A 23,516-nucleotide genomic window follows, 5' to 3' on the forward strand; every position below is an offset into this window, starting at 1 on the left:
CGGGCGCTGCTCCGGCAGCGCCCCCTCCCCTGCTTCGCCCGAAAATTACACCCTCTAGAGGGACTTGAGATATGAACGAACTGACGAACTTCGCCAATCCGATCCAGAAGCCGGAAACCTTCGACCAGATCCAGATTGGCCTGGCCTCCCCGGAGCGCATCCGCAGCTGGTCCTTCGGCGAAATCAAGAAGCCGGAAACCATCAACTATCGCACGTTCAAGCCCGAGCGTGACGGCCTGTTCTGCGCCCGCATCTTTGGTCCGATCAAGGACTATGAGTGCCTGTGCGGCAAGTACAAGCGCATGAAGTACAAGGGCATCGTCTGCGAAAAGTGCGGCGTGGAAGTGACCGTGTCGAAGGTCCGCCGCGAGCGCATGGGCCATATCGAACTGGCCGCGCCGGTTGCCCACATCTGGTTCCTGAAGTCGCTGCCCTCGCGCATCGGCCTGCTGCTCGACATGCAGCTCAAGCAGCTTGAGCGCGTCCTCTATTTCGAAAGCTATATCGTCACCGAGCCGGGCCTGACCCCGCTGGAGAAATATCAGCTGCTGACCGAGGACGAACTGCTCGACGCGCAGGACGAATATGGCGAGGACGCCTTCTCGGCCGGCATCGGCGCCGAAGCCGTCAAGCAGATGCTGATGGATCTCGACCTGGAAGGCGAGAAGCAGGCGCTGCTGGACGAACTGGCCGTCACCAAGTCGGAACTGAAGCCCAAGAAGATCATCAAGCGCCTGAAGGTCGTCGAGAGCTTCCTGGAATCGGGCAACCGCCCCGAATGGATGATCCTGGACGTCGTGCCGGTCATCCCGCCGGAACTGCGCCCGCTGGTGCCGCTGGACGGTGGCCGCTTCGCGACCTCGGATCTCAACGATCTGTATCGCCGCGTCATCAACCGCAACAACCGCCTGAAGCGCCTGATGGAGCTGCGTGCGCCGGACATCATCGTCCGCAACGAAAAGCGCATGCTGCAGGAAGCCGTCGACGCCCTGTTCGATAACGGCCGTCGCGGCCGTGTCATCACCGGTGCCAACAAGCGTCCGCTCAAGTCGCTGTCCGACATGCTCAAGGGCAAGCAGGGCCGCTTCCGTCAGAACCTGCTCGGCAAGCGCGTCGACTATTCGGGCCGTTCGGTCATCGTGACCGGTCCGGAACTCAAGCTGCATCAGTGCGGCCTGCCCAAGAAGATGGCGCTCGAACTGTTCAAGCCCTTCATCTACGCCCGCCTCGACGCCAAGGGTCTGTCCATGACCCTGAAGCAGGCCAAGAAGTGGGTCGAAAAGGAGCGCAAGGAAGTCTGGGACATCCTCGACGAAGTCATTCGCGAGCACCCGGTCATGCTGAACCGCGCGCCGACGCTCCACCGCCTCGGCATCCAGGCGTTCGAGCCCGTGCTGATCGAAGGCAAGGCGATCCAGCTGCACCCGCTCGTCTGCTCGGCCTTCAACGCCGACTTCGACGGTGACCAGATGGCCGTCCACGTGCCGCTCTCGCTGGAAGCCCAGCTGGAAGCGCGCGTGCTGATGATGTCGACCAACAACATCCTGTCGCCTGCCAACGGCAAGCCGATCATCGTTCCCTCGCAGGACATGGTCCTGGGTATCTATTACCTGTCGATGGAACGCGAAGGCGAGCCGGGCGAAGGCATGCTGCTGTCCGACATGCAGGAGGTCCATCAGGCCCTCTATGCCAAGGCGGTCACCCTGCACTCGAAGATCATCAGCCGCGTGCCGCAGACCGACGAAAATGGTCAGCAGTATATGAAGCGCTTCGAGACCACGCCGGGTCGCATGCTGCTGGGCGAATGCCTGCCCAAGTCGCACAAGGTGCCCTTCGACGTCGTCAACCGCCTTCTGACCAAGAAGGAAATCGGTGACGTCATCGACCAGGTCTATCGTCACACCGGCCAGAAGGACACGGTGCTGTTCGCCGACGCCATCATGTCGCTGGGCTTCCGCCACGCGTTCCAGGCCGGCATCAGCTTCGGCAAGGACGACATGGTCATCCCCGACAGCAAGGTGACGATGGTCGACGAGACCAAGGCACTGGTGGCGGATTATGAGCAGCAGTATCAGGACGGTCTGATCACGCAGCAGGAAAAGTACAACAAGGTGATCGACGCCTGGAGCCGTTGCGGCGACCAGGTCGCGAACGCCATGATGGACGAGATCCGTGCCCAGCCCAAGGATCCCAAGACCGGCCGTCTGGCGCCGATCAACTCGATCTACATGATGGCGCACTCGGGTGCCCGTGGTTCGCAGGCCCAGATGAAGCAGCTGGCCGGCATGCGCGGCCTGATGGCCAAGCCGTCGGGCGAGATCATCGAAACGCCGATCATCTCGAACTTCAAGGAAGGTCTGACCGTTCTTGAATATTTCAACTCGACCCACGGTGCCCGTAAGGGTCTGGCCGACACCGCGCTCAAGACGGCAAACTCGGGTTACCTGACCCGCCGTCTGGTCGACGTGTCGCAGGACTGCACCATCGTCGAGGATGATTGCGGCACCGAAAAGGCGCTGGAGATGAAGGCCATCGTACAGGGTGGTTCGGTCATCGCCTCGCTGGGCGAGCGCATTCTGGGCCGTACCACGGCGCAGGATATCGTCGACAGCAAGGATGGCACCGTCATCATCCCGATCGGCACCCTGCTGGACGAAGCCATGATCACCCAGATCGAGGCGATCGGCACGCAGGCCGTGAAGATCCGCAGCCCGCTGATCTGCGAAAGCCGGATGGGCGTTTGCGGCAAGTGCTACGGCCGTGACCTCGCCCGTGGTACGCCGGTGAACATCGGTGAGGCGGTCGGCGTCATCGCGGCACAGTCCATCGGTGAACCGGGCACGCAGCTGACCATGCGTACCTTCCACATCGGCGGCGCGGCGAACTTCAACGAAACGTCGAACCTGGAAGCCCTGTCGGACGGCACGATCGAGCTGCGCGACATGCCGACCATCACCGACAAGAATGGCCGTCGCCTGTCGCTGGCCCGTAACGGCGAAGTCGCGATCATCGACAGCGAAGGTCGCGAACGCGAAACGCACCGCCTGCCTTATGGTGCCACCATCCTGTTCGCAGATGGCGATGCCGTGAAGAAGGGCGATCGCTTCGCCGAGTGGGATCCGTTCACCATGCCGGTGATCACGGAAAAGCCGGGTATCGTTAAGTATGTCGACCTGATCGACAACAAGACGCTGACCGAACAGACCGACGAAGCCACCGGCATCGCACAGCGCGTTGTCATCGAGCATCGTGGTGCCGCCCGGACGAAGGAAGATCTGCGTCCGCGTCTGACCCTGATGGACGACAATAGCGGTGAAGCCGCCCGCTACATGCTGGCGGTCGGTGCGACCCTGTCGGTCGACGATGGTGCAGAGGTTCAGGCCGGTGACGTGCTGGCGCGTGTCAGCCGTGAAGCGGCCAAGACCCGCGACATCACCGGTGGTCTGCCGCGCGTTGCCGAGTTGTTCGAAGCCCGCAAGCCCAAGGACAATGCCATCATTGCCAAGGTCTCGGGCCGCGTGCAGTTCCTCAAGGATTACAAGGCGAAGCGCAAGATCGCCATCAATCCCGAGGATGGCGGCGAGCCGGTCGAATATCTGATCCCCAAGAGCAAGGTGATCGACGTTCAGGAAGGCGACTACGTGAAGCGTGGCGACAACCTGATCGGTGGTTCGCCCGATCCGCACGACATTCTGGAAGTGCTCGGCATCGAGCCGCTGGCCGAATATCTGGTCGCCGAAATCCAGGAAGTCTATCGCTTGCAGGGCGTGAAGATCAACGACAAGCACATCGAGACGATCGTTCGTCAGATGCTGCAGAAGGTCGAGATCATCGAGTCCGGCGACACCACCCTGCTGGTGGGCGAGCAGGTCGACCGCGAGGAAATGGACGAGATCAACAGCAAGCTGCAGCCGGGCTTCGCCCCCGCTGCCGGCAAGCCGGTGCTGCTCGGCATCACCAAGGCCTCGCTGCAGACCCGTTCGTTCATCTCGGCGGCGTCCTTCCAGGAAACCACCCGCGTCCTCACGGAAGCGGCGGTCCAGGGCAAGAAGGACACGCTGGTTGGCCTGAAGGAAAACGTCATCGTCGGCCGCCTCATCCCGGCGGGCACCGGTGCCGGCATGAACCGCCTGCGCGTTGCCGCCTCGTCGCGTGACGCGGCGATGCGGGCCGCGCTGCGCGCTTCGGCTCAGGTCGACCTGATCGCGCCGAAGAGCGCGGCCGAGGAACATGCGGCCGAACTGGCCCAGGGTCCGGAAGCCGCGATCGGCGACGATCCGCTGGGTGCCGTGCAGGGTGATGATTTCACCACGCAGGACATGGACTGACTTTGAAAAGGCGGGAGCCGCTTCCTACATGGGGAGCGGCTCCCAGCCCGGTTTTGAGAGAGACCGACATATTGCCCGCCGGATCAGCGATGATCCGGCGGGCTTTTCTTTGTCCGGTAAAGGCAGCCGGTCGGCGATCAGAAGGATCGACAAAAAACTGCGGAAAGGCTGCACAAAGCGCTTGACCGACTCTGAATCCCCGCCTATCTGCGGCCTCCCAAGCGGGGCAAGCCCTGCTGATGATGCCCGATCCTCTAATGGTAAGAGAGCGGACTCTGACTCCGTCAATCAAGGTTCGAATCCTTGTCGGGCATCCAAATATTCCCCCATCAGATAAAAACTGACCAGCGATGATGTTGCACGCCCTATGGACGTAGGCGGCCATCATCCCTATATACCGGTCGGTATGGAAATCACGGCAACACAGAGTGGCAGGGGCCGCCCGCGGGAGTTCGATCCCGAGGAAGCCCTGGCGGCTGCGCTTCAGGTCTTCTGGCGGCGCGGCTATGAAGGCGCATCGCTGGCGGAACTGACCGAGGCGATGGGCATCACCAAGCCCAGCCTCTATGCCTGTTTCGGCAACAAGGAAGCCCTATTCCGCAAGGCCCTCGACCTCTATGAGCGCGACAAGCTCTGCTATGTGAAGTCGTCGCTGGAGGCACCGACCGCCAAGGCCGTGGCCGAGCGCATGCTGCGCGGATCGCTGGCGATCCAGACCGGCAACAAAGATCCCCAGGGGTGCATGGGCGTCATCAGTTCGGTCGGTGGCACCGCCCATTCCGAATGTATCCGCGACGAAGTGCTGGCCCGCCGTGCCTCGTCCGACCGCGCCCTGCTCGACCGGTTCGAACGCGCCCAGGCAGAGGGCGACCTGCCCGCCGGAGTCGAGCCCCAGGCGCTCGCCTGTTATCTCTCGACCGTGATCCAGGGCATGGCCGTTCAGGCCGGTGCCGGTGTTCCGCGCGATCGGCTGGAGCAGCTGATCGACACCACCCTCACCATGTGGCCGAGCAAATAGCGGAATTTATTTCGCTTTTGCAGCGATGCGGGTCTTGAAATTGCCGCACTGCAAATAAAATACCTCCCGGTACAAAAAGACGGTTGACGGGACAGCCCCCGTTAATATATACCATACGGTACACAATGATGCTGGGTGTGTAGCCCAGGGAGGTCATCATGCAGCAATTCCACCATCGGCGCTGTCGACGATAGCGTCACCCAAAGGGGCGGTTTCCCGGTAACGGGTTCCTCCTGATTCATCATCTTTGCGCCCTCTTCGCGACGGTTTGTGCCGTTCGCGCCGCAAGGACGCATGCCCGCATCTTCGGGCGAGTTTTTCGGGACGCGATCCGCGCTTTTCCGCGTGGAGCCGTGCGCCCGCTTCAGATCGCAGGAAGGAACAAGCCTTGGCTTTCCTTGATTTCGCCCAGGCACTTGCCGGTCCGCAGATGGCGGTCGGCGCCACCCGCCCCACTCCCGCCGTACCCGCCATCAGTGTTGAGGCCCAGGCAACCAGCTTTTCCGCCCAGGAATGGCAGATCGTCGACCTTGCCCGCACCGACGGCTTGCGCTCGCTGCGCGGCCCCGGTTCTTTCGCCCGTCTGCGCAAGTGGATCTGGGGCGAGGAACATAGCCCCACCCTGGCCAGCGAACGGCTGGAGGCACTGCGCCGCCTGGCCGTCGAGGCTTGGCACAAGGGCTATGCCGTGTCGCTTTCCGCCCTCGCCGCCTTCCGCGCGGCCGGCTTTTCCACCGCGCAGCTCGAATTGCTGCTCGCCACCATCAGCGCGGGCCGCACCGCCCGCGCCCCCCGGAGCTAATCCATGAACCAGTTCACCAAGATCACAGCCGACGGCAGCGCGTCGGACGTTCACGCGCCACCGGGCAACCGCTGGTCGCGCAAGCATTGCGGCATCGCTGCCATCGCCCTCATCGCCCTGTTCGGCATCGGCTGGAAGCTGGTCGACCGCCCGTCCGCCCAGGCCGCGGCCGCCCCGCTGGCGGCGGTCGGCGTTTCCGCGCCGCTCGCCCGCAGCGTGACGCAGTGGGATGATTATGTCGGCCGCTTCGCCCCCAGCCAGACGGTCGAGATCCGCCCCCGCGTATCAGGCGCGGTGACCGCCATCCACTTCCGCGACGGCGATTTCGTCCGTCAGGGGCAGTTGCTCTTCACCATCGACCAGCGTCCTTTCCAGGCCGCCCTGGCCGAAGCGCGCGCCAGCGTCGCGTCCGCCCGAAGCGAGCTGCTGCTGGCCCAGAATGATTATGGCCGCGTCCAGCGGCTGACCGGCGACGAAGCCGTGTCGGCGAGCGAAGTGGACTCGCTCCGCTCGCGTCTGCAGGCGGCACAGGCCGCCCTGGCCGGCGCGCAGGCCCGCGAACGCAGCCGGGCACTGGATGTAGAATTCACCCAGGTCCGCGCCCCGATCTCCGGCCGCGTGTCGGATCGCCGCGTCGACATCGGCAATCTGGTCTCGGGCGGAGAAGGCAGCACCGCGTCGCTGCTGACCACGGTCAACAAGCTCGATCCGATCTATTTCAACTTCGACGCCTCCGAAGCGCTCTATCTCAAGTCGCAGCGCGACAAGGAGAATGGCGGCGCGGTCGAGGTGCGGTTGCAGGATGAGGCGGACTATAACCACAAGGGCCGCCTGGACTTCACCGACAATGGGCTCGATCCCCGGTCGGGCACGATCCGCATTCGCGCAGTCTTCGACAATCCGGGCAATTTCCTGACCCCCGGCCTGTTCGGCAATATGCGCCTGGCCAATGGCGGCAAGGCCAATGCCCTGCTGGTCCCGGACGAGGCGATCCAGTCCGACCAGGCACGCAAGACCGTGCTGGTGGTGGACAAGGAGGACAGCGTCGCGGTGAAGCCGGTCGAGCTTGGCCCGATCGTCGACGGGCTGCGCATCATCCGCAGCGGCCTCGATCCCAAGGACCGGGTGATCGTGACCAATCTCCAGGCAGCGATGCCCGGTGCCAAGGTTGCGGTGAAGCCGGCCCGGATCACCCCGACCCCGGCGCCCGTCACGCCGGTCGACAGCGCCGCCCCGGTCGCCGCCCAGGCCACCTTCGCCCGGTAATTGCCCTCTCCTCCGTTCGGGCTGAGCGAAGTCGAAGCCTTCCACTGAGCCGCAGGCGAAGTGGCTTCGCTTCGCTCAGCCGGGCCCTTCGACAAGCTCAGGGCGAACGGAATGAGAGGTCGACCTGATATTCCCTGCCCGTGATCCGGCCTAGCCGGATCGCGCGGTATCCCTTTCGCCTTTCGCAAAGGACGATCCGATGCGTTTCTCCCGTTTCTTCATCGACCGGCCGATCTTCGCCGCCGTCATCGCGGTGGTCATCACCGTGGTCGGTGCGCTCGCCTTTATCGGCCTGCCGGTGTCCCAATATCCCGACATCGTGCCGCCCACGGTCACCGTGTCCGCCCAATATCCCGGCGCATCGGCCGAAACGGTCGCGTCGACCGTGGCCGCGCCGATCGAACAGGAAATCAACGGCGTCGACGACATGCTCTATCAGAGCAGCCAGTCGACCGGCGATGGCAAGGTCGTCATCACCGTTACCTTCAAGATCGGCACCGACCTGGATGCCGCGCAGGTTCTGGTGCAGAACCGCGTCGCCGTCGCCATCCCCCGCCTGCCCGAAGAGGTGCAGCGGCTGGGCGTCGTGACCCGCAAGACCACGCCCGAATTCCTGATGGTCGTGAACCTGCAGTCACCCGACGGCACCTATGACCGCGACTATATCTCCAACTATGCCCTGACCCAGGTGCGCGACCGGCTCGCCCGGCTGGACGGCGTGGGCGACGTGCAGCTGTTCGGTTCGCGCGACTATGCGATGCGCATCTGGATCGATCCCGATCGTGCCGCCGCGCTGGACCTGACCGCCGGAGAGATCGTCTCCGCCCTGCGGGCACAGAATGTCCAGGTATCGGCCGGCTCGATCGGCCAGCCGCCCTATGACCGGGGCGAGGCTTTCCAGCTTGGCGTCGAGATGCAGGGCCGCCTGACCACGCCCGATCAGTTTTCCGACATCGTGATCCGTTCGGACGCCGATGGCCACCAGGTGCGCGTGCGCGATGTCGCCCGCGTTGAACTGGGCGCGCAGGATTATGGCACCAACACCTATCTGTCGAACAAGCCGACGGTCGTCATCGCGACGATGCAGCGCCCCGGCTCCAACGCGCTCGACGCGGCGGAGAAGGTCAAGGCGGAGATGGAGCAACTGTCCAAGCGCTTCCCCAAGGGCCTGGAATATAGCATCATCTACAACCCCACCGAATTTATCAGTCAGTCGATCGACGCCGTCTATCACACGCTGTTCGAAGCGGTGATCCTGGTTGTCCTCGTCATCCTCATCTTCCTGCAGAACTGGCGCGCGGCGGTCATCCCGATCATCGCGATCCCGGTCTCGCTGATCGGCACGGCCACGATGCTGGCGGCAGTGGGCTATTCGCTCAATAACCTGTCGCTGTTCGGCCTTGTGCTGGCGATCGGCATCGTCGTCGACGACGCGATCGTCGTGGTGGAGAATGTCGAACGCAATATCGAAAATGGCATGAGCCCGCTGCAGGCGGCGCGCGTGTCGATGGACGAAGTGTCGACCGCGCTGATCGCGATCGTGCTGGTGCTGTGCGCCGTGTTCGTGCCAACCCTGTTCATCACCGGCATTTCCGGTGCCTTCTACCAGCAGTTCGCGGTCACCATCTCGACCGCGACGGTCATCTCGCTGATCCTTTCGCTCACCTTGTCGCCGGCTGCAGCCGCCCTGCTGCTGAAGCCCAAGCATGGCGCCCATGATCTCGACAATGCGCCGCGCTGGCGCCAGGTCGCGGCCAAGGCGGCGGATCGCTTCAACCAGGGCTTTGATCGGATGAGCGCGGGCTATGCGCGCCTCACCCGCTTCCTCGTCGCCCGGCCCAAGAAGATGCTGCTGACCTATGCCGGCCTGATCGCCGCCACCATCGCCCTGTTCTGGGTGACGCCCGGCGGCTTCATCCCGGCGCAGGATCAGGGTTATTTCCTGGCCGTCGTCCAGCTGCCCTCGGGCGCATCGCTGGAGCGCACCGACAAGGTGACGCGCGAGGTCGCGGCGAAGATCCTGCCGATCAAGGGGCTGCGCGGTGCGGTGATGTTCGCCGGCTTCCACGGCCCCTCGCAGACGCAGGCGCCCAACAGCGCGGCGATCTACTTCCCGTTCAAGAGCTTTGCCGAGCGCAAGGCGGAAGGCGCCACCTATACTGGCATCATGGATCAGGCGAACAAGGCGGTTGCGGGCTATGACAAGGCGCGCATCCTGCTGGTGCCGCCGCCGCTGATCCAGGGCATTGGCTCGGCCGGTGGTTATCGCCTGATGCTGGAGGACCGGGAGGATCGCGGCTATGCGGAACTCAACAAGGTCGCCGGCGAACTGATCGGCAAGGCCAATCAGAGCCCAAGCCTGGCACAGGTCTACACCCTGTTCGACGTCGGCACCCCCCGCATCTTCGCGGATGTCGATCGCCGCAAGGCCGACCTGCTGGGTGTGCCGCCCGAGCGCGTGTTCGAAGCGATGCAGGTCTATCTCGGCTCTGCCTTCGTCAACGACTTCAACCTGCTCGGTCGCACCTATCGCGTGACCGCCCAGGCCGATGCCGAACATCGCGGCACCGTGGCCGACATCGCCAACCTGAAGACCCGGTCGAACAGCGGCCAGATGGTGCCGATCGGTTCGGTCTCCACCTTCCGCGACAAGACCGGCCCCTATCGCGTGGTCCGCTACAATCTGCTGCCCGCGGTGGAAATCGATGGCGACACGGCACCGGGCTATTCGTCGGGCCAGTCGCTGAGCACGATGGAGAAGCTCGCCGACGCCGCCCCTGCCGGCTATGCCAGCGAATGGACCGGCGTTGCCTATCAGCAGATCAGTGCCGGCAATACCGCAGGCATCGTCTTCGGCATGGCGGTCTTCTTCGTCTTCCTGGTGCTGGCGGCGCAATATGAAAGCCTGACCTTGCCGCTGTCGATCATCCTGATCGTGCCGATGTGCCTGTTCGCGGCCATGCTGGGCGTGAACCTGCGCGGGATGGACAACAACATCCTGACGCAGATCGGTCTGGTCGTGCTGATCGCGCTCGCGGCGAAGAACGCCATCCTGGTGGTCGAATTCGCCAAGCAGGCGGAAGAGGAACAGGGGCTGAGCCCGGTCGAAGCCGCCGTCCAGGCTGCCCAGACCCGTCTGCGCCCGATCCTGATGACCAGCTTCGCCTTCATCCTGGGGGCGGTGCCGCTGGTGATCGCCAACGGAGCCGGTGCGGAACTGCGCCAGGCGCTGGGCACGGCGGTCTTCTTCGGCATGACCGGCGTGACGGCCTTCGGCCTGCTCTTCACCCCCACCTTCTATGTCGTGTGCCGTGCGCTGGGCGATCGTTTCGCCCGCCGCCGGCGCCCGGAAGCCGATGATGCCGCTGCATTGCAGCCGGCTGAATGAGGACAAAAGCCATGACAAGGAACCTGATTGCCCTGTTGCTCGGCGCCAGTGCCCTGACGGCCTGCGCCGCCGGGCCGGATTACAAGGCCCCCGCCACCCCGACCACGGCGGCCGCCCCCTTCATCGGGGCAGCGAACCCGGCGGTCGCCCAGAGCGCCGCCGACGACCATTGGTGGCGGCTCTATAACGACCCGCTGCTCGACGGGCTGGTCGGCGATGCGCTGAAGGCCAATACCGACATCCGCGTCGCCGTCGCCCGACTGGAACGTGCCCGCGCCCAGTTGCGCGGCGCCCGGTCCGACCGGCTGCCTAGCACCAATATCAGCGGCTCCCCGACCTATGGCCGGGTGTCGCAGGCCCAGACCCTGCCCGGCATGGACCGGGAAAACTGGACCGTCGATATGGGGCTGGACGTCGCCTATGAGGTCGACCTGTTCGGCCGGGTGAAGCGCAGCATAGAGGCCGCGCGCGGCGATGTCGGCGCGGCCCAGGCCGATGCCGATGCGGTCCGGGTTGCCGTCGTCGCCGATACGGTGCGCGCCTATGTCGACGCCACCGCCTCGGCCCAGCGGCTTGCCGTCGCGAAGGAAACGGTCGACCTGCTCGACAAGTCGATCCGCATCACCAGCGCCCGCTTCGACGCCGGCCGGTCCGACCGGCTGGATGTTATCCGAGTGACGACACTGCGCGAACAGCAGCAGGCGTTGATCCCCAATCTGGTCGCCGATCGCAATGCCGCCCTGTTCCGGCTGGCGACGCTGACCGGCCGGACGCCGCAGGAGTTGCCCGCGTCCGTCCAGAACGCGACCGTGACACCGAATGTGACACAGCCGATCCCGGTCGGCGACGGCCAGGCACTGCTGGCGCGGCGGCCGGACGTGCGCGCGGCCGAACGGCGGCTGGCGGCCGACACAGCGCGGGTCGGCGTGGCCACCGCCGACCTCTATCCGCGCATCACGCTGGGCGGATCGATCGGCACCACGGCGGTCGGCGGCGGCAATCTGTTTGGCGCCGGACCGCTCAACTTCCTGCTGGGGCCGCTGATCAGTTGGGCCTTCCCCAATCAGGAAGCCAATCGGGCAAAGATCGCGGCGGCAAAGGCGGATGGCGACGGATCGCTTGCCGCCTTTGACGGCACGGTGCTGCAGGCGCTGGAGGAAACCGAGACGGCGCTGTCCACCTACGCCAATGCGCTGGAGCGGCGGGCGACGCTGCAATCGGCGCGGGACGAGGCGGCTCGGGCTGCACGGATCAGCCTGGCGCGCCAGCGCGAGGGGCAGATCGACTTCCTGACCGTGCTGGATGCGCTACGCACCCAGGCTTCGGCCGACGCGGACCTGGCGACCGCCAACCGCTCGGTCGCCTTTGCCCAGGTGGACCTGTTCCGCGCTTTGGGCGGCGGCTGGACCACGACCTGATACAGAAAGGGCGGCGTTTCAAAAAACGCCGCCCTTTTTTTCAGACGATGAAATTGCCCTGATGGGCGAATGTCTCGATCTCGTGCCGACCGCTCGGCGCCTCGCGCGCCTGCAGCGCTTCGGGCAGGCTCGCCTTGTCGCCCTGCCGCCCGATCGCGATCGCCGCCTCGATCCGGAAACGATCCGGCACCGCCAGTTCGGCGCGGGCCTTGTCGAAATCGACGCCGGTCATCGCATGGGTATGATAGCCAAGCCGCGTCGCCTGCAGCGCCAGCGTCGCCCAGGCGGCGCCCGCATCGAAGCTGTGGCTGTGCGAAGGCTTGTAGTCTTCCGATCCCTGCGCCGCCATCAGCGTGTCGGAAATGACGAAGACCAGCGCCCCGGCATGCTGCACCCAGCCCTGGTTGAACGGAAAGAGCAGGTCGAGGAAGCGCGCCCAGTCGGCGCTGTCGCGATGGGCATAGAGGAAGCGCCAGGGCTGGTAGTTGAAGGCCGAAGGCGCCCAGCGGGCGGCATCGAACAGCGTGTCGATATCTGCCTGGGGGATCGCGGAGCCGTCAAAGGCGCGGGGCGACCAGCGCTCCAGGATCAGCGGATCGACGGGACGGGTAACTTCGCGCGGGCTGGTGGCCATCTGGATCTCCTTCAAGGCGATGACGCGATCGGCGCGCCATGCTGTTGGAAATCTATCTAGCGGATGTTCCGCCGCTGCGAAGAGGCGTTGGACTTTCGCCCTGGAAACACAGGGTTTCCCCGATCAGGCGCAGGCATCCTGCGGCTGGCGTTCGCGATCGCTACGCGACATGGGCGCGCTACGGTCATCGGCATCGCGCTCGAACAGCACGACGGCAGGTTCCCTGAAAAGGGCCTGCGCCAGCCGATCGCGCAGGCGCGTCAACGGTCCGTCCTGATCCTGATAGGCCATATATGCGTCCTCTCTGCCGACTCGGGCGGCTTATCTACCGATGGTATAGAGAATCGTCCCCCAAGCAATGCTGGCCGTCGCGGTAGAAAAGCTATCCGTCTTGGAGTCTGTTTGGAAATGCGCCTCCGGCGCATCCGCACCGGCCCGCACCCCCACCCGACCACCCATCAGGGTACTATGTCTGGGCGGTCGGGTGGGGGTGCGGGCCGGTGCCGTATCGAAAATGCGCTCTTCCGCACATTTCCAGACAGGCTCTCAGGCCTGCTGAAAAATCATACGCAAATACTATGCGGCCGCCCCGCCCCGCGTCTCGCATTCAAACGGAAGAGGGGCCTAATCGGGCGCTCGCTAACGACCCTGTCCGCCTCCCGCGGCGGGCGTGATGCGGGAGTTACCCCCATGCAGGATCTCTTGTGGATCGGCATCATCCTGGCGCTCACGGCGGCTAGCCTCGGCTATGTCCGGCTGTGCGGCGACGCCTGAAGGAGGGATGCCATGACCATCGACCTCTGGCTCGCGGCGATCAACGCCGCCGGGCTTCTCGTCTATCTCGTTGCCGTGCTCGCACGGCCCGAACGCTTTTAAGGGGGGCCGTACATGACCTTCCAGGGATGGCTGCTGATCGCAGCCTTTGTCGGCATCTTGCTGGCGCTGACCAAGCCGATGGGCCTGTGGCTTTTCGCCCTTTATGAGGGCCGCCGCACGCCGCTTCACGCCGTGTTCGGCCCGATCGAACGGGGCTTCTACCGCTTGTCGGGGATCGATCCGGACGCCGAACAGAGCTGGCGCCGCTACGCAGTTCACATGCTGCTCTTCAACGTCGCGCTGCTGTTCTTCACCTATGCGGTGCTGCGCCTGCAGGGGCTGCTGCCGCTCAACCCGCAGGGCTTTGCCGGCACCAGCAGCGACCTCGCCTTCAACACGGCGGTCAGCTTCACCACCAACACCAACTGGCAAAGCTATTCGGGCGAGTCGACCATGTCGAACCTCAGCCAGATGCTGGGCCTCACCATCCACAACTTCCTGTCGGCCGCCACCGGCATTGCCCTCGCCTTCGCCCTGTTCCGCGGCTTTGCCCGGCGCAGCGCATCGACGATCGGCAATTTCTGGGCGGATGTCACCCGCGTGACCCTCTATCTGCTGCTGCCGATCTGCATCGTCTATGCCCTGTTCCTGATCGCGAGCGGCGTACCGCAGACGCTGGCCGGGTCGGTCGACGTGACCACGCTGGAAGGCGTGAAGCAGACCCTGGCGCTCGGCCCCGTCGCCAGCCAGGAAGCGATCAAGATGCTGGGCACCAATGGTGGCGGCTTCTTCAACGCCAACAGCGCCCATCCCTTCGAGAACCCGACCGCGCTGACCAATCTGGTGCAGATGCTGTCGATCTTCGTGATCGGCTTCGGCCTCACCTGGACCTTCGGCAAGGCCGTCGGCAATCCGCGCCAGGGCTGGGCCATCCTCGCCGCCATGCTGGTGATCTTCCTCGCCGGCGTCACCGTCACCTATTGGCAGGAAGCGGCCGGCAATCCGGTGCTCCACAATCTGGGCGTCGCCGGTGGCAATATGGAAGGCAAGGAAGTCCGCTTCGGCATGGCTGCCTCCTCCCTGTTCGCAGTCGTCACCACGGCGGCAAGCTGCGGCGCGGTCAACGCCATGCATGACAGCTTCACCGCACTGGGCGGCATGATCCCGCTGTTCAACATTCAGCTGGGCGAAGTCGTCATCGGCGGCGTCGGCGCAGGCATCTACGGCTTCCTGCTGTTCGCCATCCTGGCCGTGTTCGTCGCGGGCCTGATGGTCGGCCGCACGCCGGAATATGTCGGCAAGAAGATCGAGAGCCGCGAAGTCAAGCTGGCCGTGCTCGCCATTGCCGTGCTGCCTTTGATCATCCTGGGCTTCACCGCCATCGCCAGCGTCACCGACGCGGGCCTGGCCGGGCCGCTCAACAAGGGACCGCATGGCTTCAGCGAAATCCTCTACGCCTTCACCAGCGCCGTCGGCAACAATGGCTCGGCCTTTGCCGGCCTGTCGGCCAACAGTCCCTTCTATAACGGGATGCTGGGCGTCGCGATGTGGATCGGCCGCTTCTTCATCATCATTCCCATGCTGGCCATCGCAGGCAGCTTGGCCGCGAAGAAATATACGCCCGAAACCGCCGGCAGCTTCCCCACCACCGGGGCACTGTGGACCGGTCTGCTGGTCGGCATCGTGCTGATCGTGGGCGGCCTGACCTTCCTGCCCAGCCTCGCCCTTGGCCCCATCGCCGATCATCTCGCGATGATCCGTGGCCAGCTTTTCTAAGGATCCATGCACATGGCTCGGTCCGAACAAAAATCGCTCTTCACGGCGGACCTGATCGTCCCGGCTTGTCGAGACGCCTTCCGCAAACTCAATCCCAAGGAACTGATCCGCAACCCGGTGATGTTCACCACCGCGATCGTCGCGGTCCTGCTGACCGTCCTGCTCCTTGTCGGGCAGGACAGCCTGGCCGTCGGCTTCAAGCTGCAGTTGGTGATCTGGCTCTGGCTCACGGTCCTCTTCGGCACCTTTGCCGAGGCGCTGGCCGAAGGCCGTGGCAAGGCGCAGGCCGCCTCGCTGCGCGCGACCAAGGCGGACCTGACCGCCAAGCGGCTGAAGGGCCATGGCGAAAGCTATGAAAATGTCGCCGCCAGCGCGCTGAAGCTGGGCGACGTGGTGCTGGTCCAGACCGGCGACCTGATCCCGTCCGACGGCGAGGTCGTCTCCGGCGTCGCCTCCGTCAACGAAGCGGCCATCACCGGCGAATCCGCGCCGGTGATCCGCGAGGCGGGCGGCGACCGTTCGGCCGTGACGGCGGGCACCCGCGTCATTTCCGACGAGATCCGCGTCCGCGTCACCGTCAATCCCGGCCAGGGCTTTCTCGATCGCATGATCGCGCTGGTCGAGGGTGCCGAGCGGCAGAAGACGCCGAACGAGATCGCCCTCACCCTGTTGCTGGTGGGCCTGACCATCATCTTCCTGATCGCGGTCGGCACCATCCCCAGCTTCGCCAGCTATGCCGGCGGCGCCATTCCGGTGGCGATCCTGGCGGCCCTGCTGATCACCCTGATCCCGACCACCATCGCCGCCCTTCTGTCGGCGATCGGCATTGCCGGCATGGACCGTCTGGTGCGCTTCAACGTGCTCGCCAAGTCGGGCCGCGCGGTCGAGGCGGCAGGCGACATCGACGTGCTGCTGCTGGACAAGACCGGCACCATCACCGTGGGTGATCGTCAGGCGACCGAATTCCGTCCGGTCGGCGGTGCCACCCCGGCCCAGCTCGCACAAGCCGCGCTGCTCGCCAGCCTGGCCGACGAGACGCCCGAGGGCCGTTCGATCGTGCTGCTGGCCCGCGAAGGCTTCAACCAGTCGGTAGATGCCCTGCCCGCCAATGCGGAGATCATTCCCTTCACCGCACAGACCCGGATTTCCGGCGTCACCATTGATGGATCGACGATCCAGAAGGGGGCAGTGGATTCGGTGCTGAAGGCCAATCCGGGCCTGGGTTCCACCCCGGTCGCCAACGAACTGCGCCGCATCACCGACGAGATCGCCCGTGCCGGCGGCACCCCGCTGGCGGTGGCCAAGGACGGCAAGCTGCTGGGCGCGATCTTCCTCAAGGATATCGTCAAGGCGGGCATCCGGGAACGGTTCGGTGAACTGCGCCAGATGGGCATCCGCACGGTGATGATCACCGGCGACAACCCGCTGACCGCCGCCAGCATCGCGGCCGAGGCCGGGGTCGACGACTTCCTGGCGCAGGCAACGCCGGAGGACAAGCTGGCCCTGATCCGCAAGGAACAGCAGGGCGGCCGCCTGGTCGCGATGTGCGGCGACGGCACCAACGACGCCCCTGCCCTGGCGCAGGCCGATGTCGGCGTCGCCATGAACACCGGCACCCAGGCCGCCCGCGAAGCCGGCAACATGGTCGACCTGGACAGCGATCCGACCAAGCTGATCGAGGTGGTGGGCCTGGGCAAGCAGTTGCTGATGACGCGCGGCGCGCTCACGACCTTCTCGGTCGCCAATGACGTGGCCAAATATTTCGCGATCATCCCGGCCATGTTCGTCGCGCTCTATCCGGGCCTTGGCATCCTCAACGTCATGGGGCTGGCCACGCCGGAAAGCGCGATCCTGTCGGCGATCATTTTCAACGCGCTGATCATTCCCTGTCTGGTGCCGCTGGCGCTCAAGGGCGTGACCTATCGCCCGATCGGCGCCGGTCCGCTGCTGGCCCGCAACCTCGCAATCTATGGCCTGGGTGGCCTGATCGCGCCGTTCGCCGGGATCAAGCTGATCGACCTTGCCGTCAACGGCCTCGGCCTCGCCTGAGGAAGGACAAACCCATGTTTATCGATTTCAAATCCGCCCTGCGTCCGGCCCTGACCATGACTTTGCTCTTCGCCCTGCTGCTGGGCATTGCCTATCCACTGGCGCTGACCGGCATCGGCCAGGCGGTGTTCCCGTCCCAGACCAATGGCAGCCTGGTCGAGGATCAGGGCAAGGTCGTCGGTTCGACCATCATTGGTCAGGCCTTCACCTCGGACATCTATTTCCACAGCCGTCCGTCGGCGGCGGGCAAGGGCTATGACGGCCTTGCCTCCTCCGGCTCCAACTATGGTCCGACCAGCCAGGCGCTGGCCGACCGCGTCAAGACCGACGTCGAGACTCTTCAAGCTGCTACACCTGGTCGTTTTGTTCCGTCCGATCTGGTGACCACCTCTGCCTCGGGGCTTGACCCCCATATCAGCCCCGAGGCAGCTTTTTATCAGGTCGATCGCGTCGCCGCCGCGCGCGGGATCGATGCGGCGCGCGTCCGCAGCCTGGTAGAACAGAGCGTCGAGCAGCCCCTGCTGGGCTTCATCGGCGAACCCCGCGTCAATCTGTTCGATCTCAATCGACGGCTGGATGCAATTGACGCTAAACGGACCAAGTGAACGAACAGCATCGCCCTGATCCAGAAGCCTTCCTGCGCGCAGCCGCGCAGGAAGGCCGTGGCCGCCTGAAGGTCTTTCTCGGCGCCGCACCGGGGGTGGGCAAGACATGGGAGATGCTGACCGAAGGACGGCAGCGGCGCGAGGCAGGCGTCGATGTCGTCGTCGGCGTGGTGGAGACCCATGGCCGGCGCGAGACCGAAGCGCTGGTCCATGGCCATGAGATCATCCCCCGCCGCACCGTCGACCATCAGGGCCACAGCCTGGGCGAGATGGACATCGACGCGATCCTGGCGCGCCATCCGCAGCTGGCGCTGGTCGACGAACTGGCACACAGCAATGCGCCGGGCAGTCGCCACCCCAAACGCTATCAGGATGTCGAGGAATTGCTGGCCGCCGGCATCGACGTCTATTCGACGATCAACATCCAGCATGTCGAGAGCCTCAACGACGTCGTCGCCTCCTTCACCCGCGTCCGCGTGCGTGAGACGGTGCCCGATTCGATCCTGGAACATGCCGAGATCGAAGTGGTGGACATTCCGCCCGACGAGCTGATCGAGCGGCTGAAGGACGGCAAGGTCTATATCCCGCAGGAAGCCAGCCGCGCCCTCAACCATTTCTTTTCCAAGTCGAACCTGACCGCCCTGCGCGAACTGGCGCTGCGCCGCGCCGCCCAGGCGGTCGATGCCCAGATGCTCGACTATGTCCGCGCCCATGCGCTGGCGGGCAGCTTCGCCGCCGGCGAGCGGGTGATCGTGGCGGTGAGCGAACAGCCGAGCGCCGCCGGCCTGGTCCGTTCCGCCAAGCGGCTGGCCGATGCGCTGCGCGCCCCCTGGACCGCCATCCATATCGAAACCCCGCGTGGGCCGCAGTTGTCGGACGAGGACCGGCAGCGTCTGGCCGATACGCTTGCCCTTGCCTCCCGTCTCGGCGCCGAGACCGCCTCCATCCCCGCCCCCAGCGTCGCCGACGGGCTGCGCAGTTTCGCCGCCGACGCGCGCGCCACCCAGATCGTGATCGGCAAGTCGGCACGCAGCTGGTGGTTCGAGCTGCGCCATGGGTCGGTGGTTGACCGGCTGGTGCGCGACATCGGCCCGGTCGCCGTCCATGTCATGCCCGGCGAGGAAAGCGCGCCGCGCCCCCGCACCGCCAGCAGCGGCCATTGGGGCGATCCGATCGGCTATGTCTGGTCGATGCTGGCAGTGATCGGCATGACCCTGCTCGGCCGGCTGATGCTGGAGGTGATCGACCTCGGCAATATCGCCCTTCTCTATCTGGTGCCGGTGATGTTCGCGGCGGCCAGTCATGGCCTGCGCACGGGTCTTGCCACCGGCCTGGCGTCCAGCCTTGCCTATAATTTCTTCTTCCTGCCGCCCACGGGCACGCTGACCGTCAGCAATCCGGAAAATGTCATCTCCATCCTCGTCTTCCTGGGGGTGGCGGTGGTCACCAGTCAGTTTGCCGCGCGGATGCACGCCCAGTCGGTCCTTGCCCAGTCCAGCGCCCGGCAGAATGCGACGCTGGCCGGCTTCTCGCGCCAACTCACCGCCTCGCCCAGCCTGGAGGAAATCCGCCACGCCATCTGCGCCGAGATCGCCCGGCTGTTCGACGTGCGCACCGTGCTGATGATCCCGTCGGATGAAGGGCCGCAATTGCGCGCTGCCTATCCGCCCGAGGACCGGCTGGACGAGATCGAGCGCGCCGCCGCCCGCTGGGCGATGGAGCATGGCGAGCCGGCCGGGCGCGGCTCCTCCACCCTCACCGCGTCGGACTGGCTGTTCCTGCCCGTGACCGCCAAGGACGCAGTGCTGGCCGTGATCGGCCTCGCGCGCGAGGATGCCGGCGAACCGGTCCGATCCGATCAGTTCCCGCTGCTGATGAGCCTGATCGACCAGGCCGCGATCGCGCTCGACCGCATGGCGCTGGAGGAGGCGATGCTCGAAGCCGGGCAGATTCGCGAGCGCGACCGGTTGCGCTCCGCCCTGCTCTCCTCGGTCAGCCATGATCTGCGCACGCCGCTCACCACCATCATTTCGGCCACGCGCGAGCTGCGCACCCATCCCTCGCCCGAGCTGATCGATACGCTGGATGGCGAGGCCCAGCGCCTGTCCCGCTTCGTCGCCAATCTGCTTGACATGGCGCGGGTGGAGGCCGGCGCATTGCCGATGCGGGCGGAGGCGACCGACCTGTTCGATGCGGTCGCCAGCGCCGCCCATGACAGCCGCAGCGCGCTGGCCGATCGCCAGCTCGACGTGCAGATCCCGCCCGACATCCCGCTGGTCCGGGTCGATCCGGTGCTGCTGCACCATATCCTCATCAACCTGCTCGACAATGCCGGCCGCTATGGCGATCCCGGCACGCCGGTGACCGTGCGCAGCCTGCGCGAACCCGACGCCATCAGCCTGTCGGTGATCGACCAGGGGCCGGGCATTCCGGCCGGCATGGAAGCGCGGGTGTTCGACACCTTCACCCGGCTGGAAGGATCTGACCGGTCGAAGACCGGTACCGGCCTGGGCCTCGCCATCGTCAAGGCCTTTGCCGAGGCGATGGGCCTTACCGTATCGGCGCGCACCGTTGCCGACCCGCCCGGCGCCTGTTTCACCCTGCATATTCCCCAATCCCTCATCCTCACCGACATCATGGAAAAGGACATCGCATGAAGCCGCGCCACAGCCTGCTGATCGTCGACGACGAACCGCAGATCCGCCGGCTGATCCAGGCCGCCCTCGCCCGCGCCGATTATGCCACGATCGAGGCGCAGACCGCGCGCGAAGCACTGGACAAGCTGCGCAGCGAGCGGCCCGACATCACCCTGCTGGACCTGGGCCTGCCCGATCGCGACGGGCTGGAGCTGGTGCCGATCATCAAGAAGGAAAGCGACACGACGCTGATCATCGTGTCGGCGCGTGACGCCACCGATGAGAAGGTCGCCGCGCTGGACCTGGGCGCCGACGATTATCTGACCAAGCCGTTCGATACCGACGAACTGCTTGCCCGCGTGCGGGTGGCGCTGCGCAACCGGATGACGCGCGACGGCGGATCGACCAAGGTGACGGCCGGCGACCTGACGATCGACCTAGTCGCCCATATCGTCACGAAGGGCGGGGTCGAGGTGCATCTGACGCCCAAGGAATATGGCGTGCTGGAGCAGCTGGCGCGCTTTCCCGGCCGGGTCATCACCCACAAGCAGATCATGGACCATGTCTGGCCCAACGAACATGCCCATCATGTCGAATATCTGCGCGTGCTGGTGCGCGGCCTGCGTCAGAAGCTGGAGGCTGACCCGCAACGCCCCCAGATCATCAGCAACGAACTGGGGATCGGCTACCGCCTGAAACAGGGCGCAGACTGACTTCTCTCCGAACGTCATCCCGGACTTGATCCGGGATCCATTCAAAGCTTCCTCACAGCCATAGCGCCGAATGGATCCTGACTTTCGTCAGGATGACGGCAACGAGGAAAGCCTTAGATCTCGATCTGCGACCCCAGCTCGACCACGCGGTTGGTCGGCAGGTTGAAGAAGGCCATCGGGCTTTCGGCATTGCGGATCATCCAGGCGAACAGCTTTTCGCGCCACATCGCCATGCCCGGCCGTTCCGACGGAATCAGCGTCTGGCGGCTGAGGAAATAGCTGGTGTCCTTGACGCTGATCGGCCCGCCACAGTCATGGACCGACTTCATCGCCGCCGGAATATCCACATCCTCCATGAAGCCATGGCGCAGGATCAGCCGGTAGAAACCCGATCCATGATCCTCCACCGTCGTGCGCCCCTGCAACGGCAGATGCGGCACGCCCTGGGTGCGCACGGTCAGGATGATGACCCGTTCGTGCAGCACCTTGTTATGCTTCACATTGTGCAGCAGCGCCGGCGGCACGCCGTCGGTGGTGGAGGAGAGGAAGATCGCCGTCCCCGGCACGCGTTTGAGCGAAGCCAGCGTCGATCGCACGAACAGGTCCAGCTCCATCGCCCCTTCGCGCAGATAATGGCGCATGATCCGCCGCCCGGTCGCCCAGGTGGTCAGCACGGTGAAGACCACCGCCGCGACCAGCAGCGGGAACCATCCGCCATCGGGGATCTTGGTCACGTTCGACGCGAAATAGGCGCCGTCGATGATCAGGAACAGGCCGGTGACGCCCGCCGCCGCCGGCAGTGGCCAGCGCCATACGCTGAAGGTCAGCACGCCCAGCATGCAGGCGGTGATGACCATCGTGCCGGTCACTGCGATGCCATAGGCGGCCGCCAAATTGCTGCTGTTGCCAAAGCCCAGCACCAGCAGGATGACGAAGATCAGCAGCAGCCAGTTGATCAGCGGCACATAGATTTGCCCCGCCGCCGAAGCGCTGGTGTGCAGGATGCGCAGGCGCGGCAGGAAGCCCAGCTGCACCGCCTGCTGCGTAACCGAGAATGCGCCCGAGATCACCGCCTGGCTGGCGATGATCGTCGCCATGGTGGCCAGGATCACCAGCGGCAGACGCGCCCAGTCCGGCGCCATCAGGAAGAAGGGATTCTGTGCCGCCGCCGGATTGTCGAGCAGCAGCGCCCCCTGCCCCAGATAGTTGAGCATCAGGCAGGGGAAGGCGGCATAGAGCCAGGCGATGCTGATCGCCTTGCGCCCGAAATGGCCCATATCGGCATAGAGCGCCTCCGCCCCGGTCACCGCCAGCACGACCGAGCCGAGCGCCAGGAAGGCGAGCCTGGGGTCGATCGCGAAGAAGCGGATCGCCCAGAGCGGATTGACGATGCCGATGATTTCGGGGTGCTGCACGATATTGGCGATGCCGAGCGCGGCGAGCGTGATGAAATAGATCGCCATGATCGGGCCAAAGGCCATGCCGACCATCGCCGTGCCGAAGCGCTGGATCAGGAATAGTGCGATCAGGATCAGGATCGCGATCGGCAGCACCATATCTGCCAGGCTCGCCTGCACGATGGTCAGGCCCTCGACCGCCGAGAGCACCGAAATGGCCGGCGTAATGATCGCGTCGCCATAAAAGAGCGCGGTCGCCAGCACCCCCAGCATCGCGATCGCCGGGGTCCAGCGGGTCTCGCCCAGCCGCCGGCCGATCAGTGCCAGCAGCGCCATGCTGCCGCCTTCGCCATCATTATCGGCGCGCATGACGATGAACACATATTTGACGGTGACGATCAGCGTCATCGTCCAGAAGATCAGCGAGAGGACGCCATAGATATGCAGCGGATCGACCGTCAGCGGGTGATGGCCGACGAAGCTTTCCTTGAGCGCATAGAGCGGCGAGGTGCCGATGTCGCCGAACACCACGCCCAGCGCACCGAGCGCAAGCGCAGCCGGTCGGCCATGCGGCGTGCGATCCTGGCCTGCGGCCGGATCCCCCTGTTCAGTCATCTATGCGTGCCCTTCGTCTTTCTATCGGGCCGCCATGCCATGAAAGGCCATTTGA

The 23,516-nt window shown here is 65.1% G+C and carries 15 protein-coding genes and 1 tRNA gene; 13 read left to right on the forward strand and 3 right to left on the reverse strand.

Translation table 11 applies throughout. The features are described 5' to 3' along the window. Nucleotides 1-71: 71 nt before the first annotated feature. The 7 genes from rpoC to DIZ22_RS13745 all read left to right on the forward strand — a co-directional run bounded on the left by rpoC (nucleotide 72) and on the right by DIZ22_RS13745 (nucleotide 12,220). Nucleotides 72-4,328: a DNA-directed RNA polymerase subunit beta' gene (rpoC, locus tag DIZ22_RS13715; RefSeq protein ID WP_004208472.1), complete on the forward strand. Its 4,257-nt coding sequence runs from the start codon at nucleotides 72-74 to the stop codon at nucleotides 4,326-4,328. A 243-nt stretch (nucleotides 4,329-4,571) separates the two neighbouring features. Next, a tRNA-Gln gene (locus DIZ22_RS13720) sits at nucleotides 4,572-4,645 on the forward strand. A gap of 89 nt (nucleotides 4,646-4,734) precedes the next feature. Then, nucleotides 4,735-5,346 (forward strand): TetR/AcrR family transcriptional regulator, encoded by a 612-nt coding sequence (locus tag DIZ22_RS13725; RefSeq protein ID WP_026109006.1) that lies wholly within the window; start codon nucleotides 4,735-4,737, stop codon nucleotides 5,344-5,346. Nucleotides 5,347-5,734: 388 nt separating this feature from the next. Beyond that, the gene (locus DIZ22_RS13730; RefSeq protein WP_048937388.1) at nucleotides 5,735-6,148 is read left to right on the forward strand and encodes a hypothetical protein; all 414 of its coding nucleotides are present in this window, start codon (nucleotides 5,735-5,737) and stop codon (nucleotides 6,146-6,148) included. Nucleotides 6,149-6,151: 3 nt separating this feature from the next. After that, a complete protein-coding gene (locus DIZ22_RS13735) occupies nucleotides 6,152-7,414 on the forward strand; it encodes an efflux RND transporter periplasmic adaptor subunit (RefSeq protein ID WP_048937389.1) in 1,263 nt (420 codons plus the stop codon). Between the two features lie 199 nt (nucleotides 7,415-7,613). Then, nucleotides 7,614-10,802 (forward strand): multidrug efflux RND transporter permease subunit, encoded by a 3,189-nt coding sequence (locus DIZ22_RS13740; protein WP_048937390.1) that lies wholly within the window; start codon nucleotides 7,614-7,616, stop codon nucleotides 10,800-10,802. A gap of 11 nt (nucleotides 10,803-10,813) precedes the next feature. Then, nucleotides 10,814-12,220, forward strand: a complete 1,407-nt coding sequence (locus tag DIZ22_RS13745; RefSeq protein WP_048937391.1) for a TolC family protein — start codon at nucleotides 10,814-10,816, stop codon at nucleotides 12,218-12,220. Nucleotides 12,221-12,260: 40 nt separating this feature from the next. Here DIZ22_RS13745 and DIZ22_RS13750 read toward each other — a convergent pair whose 3' ends face one another. Both DIZ22_RS13750 and DIZ22_RS21835 read right to left on the reverse strand, forming a co-directional pair. Next, complete coding sequence (locus DIZ22_RS13750) at nucleotides 12,261-12,854, reverse strand: nitroreductase family protein (RefSeq protein ID WP_048937454.1); 594 nt, start codon at nucleotides 12,852-12,854, stop codon at nucleotides 12,261-12,263. A 123-nt stretch (nucleotides 12,855-12,977) separates the two neighbouring features. Next, nucleotides 12,978-13,145, reverse strand: coding sequence for a hypothetical protein (locus tag DIZ22_RS21835; RefSeq protein WP_164488896.1), 168 nt, complete (start codon nucleotides 13,143-13,145; stop codon nucleotides 12,978-12,980). A gap of 495 nt (nucleotides 13,146-13,640) precedes the next feature. Here DIZ22_RS21835 and kdpF point away from each other — a divergent pair, with 495 nt between their 5' ends. Genes kdpF through DIZ22_RS13780 form a run of 6 tightly spaced genes read left to right on the forward strand, consistent with a single transcriptional unit; the run spans nucleotide 13,641 to nucleotide 21,449 of the window. Further along, complete coding sequence (kdpF, locus tag DIZ22_RS13755; protein WP_048937393.1) at nucleotides 13,641-13,730, forward strand: K(+)-transporting ATPase subunit F; 90 nt, start codon at nucleotides 13,641-13,643, stop codon at nucleotides 13,728-13,730. A gap of 12 nt (nucleotides 13,731-13,742) precedes the next feature. Next, a complete protein-coding gene (gene kdpA, locus DIZ22_RS13760; RefSeq protein WP_048937394.1) occupies nucleotides 13,743-15,446 on the forward strand; it encodes a potassium-transporting ATPase subunit KdpA in 1,704 nt (567 codons plus the stop codon). A gap of 12 nt (nucleotides 15,447-15,458) precedes the next feature. After that, a complete protein-coding gene (gene kdpB, locus DIZ22_RS13765) occupies nucleotides 15,459-17,495 on the forward strand; it encodes a potassium-transporting ATPase subunit KdpB (protein WP_048937395.1) in 2,037 nt (678 codons plus the stop codon). A 14-nt stretch (nucleotides 17,496-17,509) separates the two neighbouring features. Then, nucleotides 17,510-18,100, forward strand: coding sequence for a potassium-transporting ATPase subunit KdpC (gene kdpC, locus DIZ22_RS13770; protein ID WP_048937396.1), 591 nt, complete (start codon nucleotides 17,510-17,512; stop codon nucleotides 18,098-18,100). After that, a complete protein-coding gene (locus DIZ22_RS13775) occupies nucleotides 18,097-20,757 on the forward strand; it encodes a sensor histidine kinase KdpD (protein ID WP_048937397.1) in 2,661 nt (886 codons plus the stop codon). The genes kdpC and DIZ22_RS13775 overlap by 4 nt, the downstream gene beginning before the upstream one ends. Then, entirely contained in the window at nucleotides 20,754-21,449 is a 696-nt protein-coding gene (locus DIZ22_RS13780) for a response regulator transcription factor (protein WP_004208485.1), read from the forward strand. Before DIZ22_RS13775 ends, DIZ22_RS13780 begins: the two co-directional genes overlap by 4 nt. A gap of 113 nt (nucleotides 21,450-21,562) precedes the next feature. Here DIZ22_RS13780 and DIZ22_RS13785 read toward each other — a convergent pair whose 3' ends face one another. After that, the gene (locus DIZ22_RS13785) at nucleotides 21,563-23,461 is read right to left on the reverse strand and encodes a potassium transporter Kup (protein WP_048937398.1); all 1,899 of its coding nucleotides are present in this window, start codon (nucleotides 23,459-23,461) and stop codon (nucleotides 21,563-21,565) included. Nucleotides 23,462-23,516 lie beyond the last annotated feature (55 nt).

The sequence above is a fragment of the Sphingobium sp. LF-16 genome (assembly GCF_003711185.1).
GTDB lineage: Bacteria > Pseudomonadota > Alphaproteobacteria > Sphingomonadales > Sphingomonadaceae > Sphingobium > Sphingobium yanoikuyae_A.

Bases quoted from the DNA above. Each gene is read 5' to 3' on its own strand.
- rpoC (WP_004208472.1), top strand. From the start codon at position 72: ATGAACGAACTGACGAACTTCGCCAATCCGATCCAGAAGCCGGAAACC.
- DIZ22_RS13725 (WP_026109006.1), top strand. From the start codon at position 4,735: ATGGAAATCACGGCAACACAGAGTGGCAGGGGCCGCCCGCGGGAGTTC.
- DIZ22_RS13735 (WP_048937389.1), top strand. From the start codon at position 6,152: ATGAACCAGTTCACCAAGATCACAGCCGACGGCAGCGCGTCGGACGTT.
- DIZ22_RS13740 (WP_048937390.1), top strand. From the start codon at position 7,614: ATGCGTTTCTCCCGTTTCTTCATCGACCGGCCGATCTTCGCCGCCGTC.
- DIZ22_RS13745 (WP_048937391.1), top strand. From the start codon at position 10,814: ATGACAAGGAACCTGATTGCCCTGTTGCTCGGCGCCAGTGCCCTGACG.
- DIZ22_RS13750 (WP_048937454.1), bottom strand. From the start codon at position 12,854: ATGGCCACCAGCCCGCGCGAAGTTACCCGTCCCGTCGATCCGCTGATC.
- DIZ22_RS21835 (WP_164488896.1), bottom strand. From the start codon at position 13,145: ATGGCCTATCAGGATCAGGACGGACCGTTGACGCGCCTGCGCGATCGG.
- kdpF (WP_048937393.1), top strand. From the start codon at position 13,641: ATGACCATCGACCTCTGGCTCGCGGCGATCAACGCCGCCGGGCTTCTC.
- kdpA (WP_048937394.1), top strand. From the start codon at position 13,743: ATGACCTTCCAGGGATGGCTGCTGATCGCAGCCTTTGTCGGCATCTTG.
- kdpB (WP_048937395.1), top strand. From the start codon at position 15,459: ATGGCTCGGTCCGAACAAAAATCGCTCTTCACGGCGGACCTGATCGTC.
- kdpC (WP_048937396.1), top strand. From the start codon at position 17,510: ATGTTTATCGATTTCAAATCCGCCCTGCGTCCGGCCCTGACCATGACT.
- DIZ22_RS13780 (WP_004208485.1), top strand. From the start codon at position 20,754: ATGAAGCCGCGCCACAGCCTGCTGATCGTCGACGACGAACCGCAGATC.
- DIZ22_RS13785 (WP_048937398.1), bottom strand. From the start codon at position 23,461: ATGACTGAACAGGGGGATCCGGCCGCAGGCCAGGATCGCACGCCGCAT.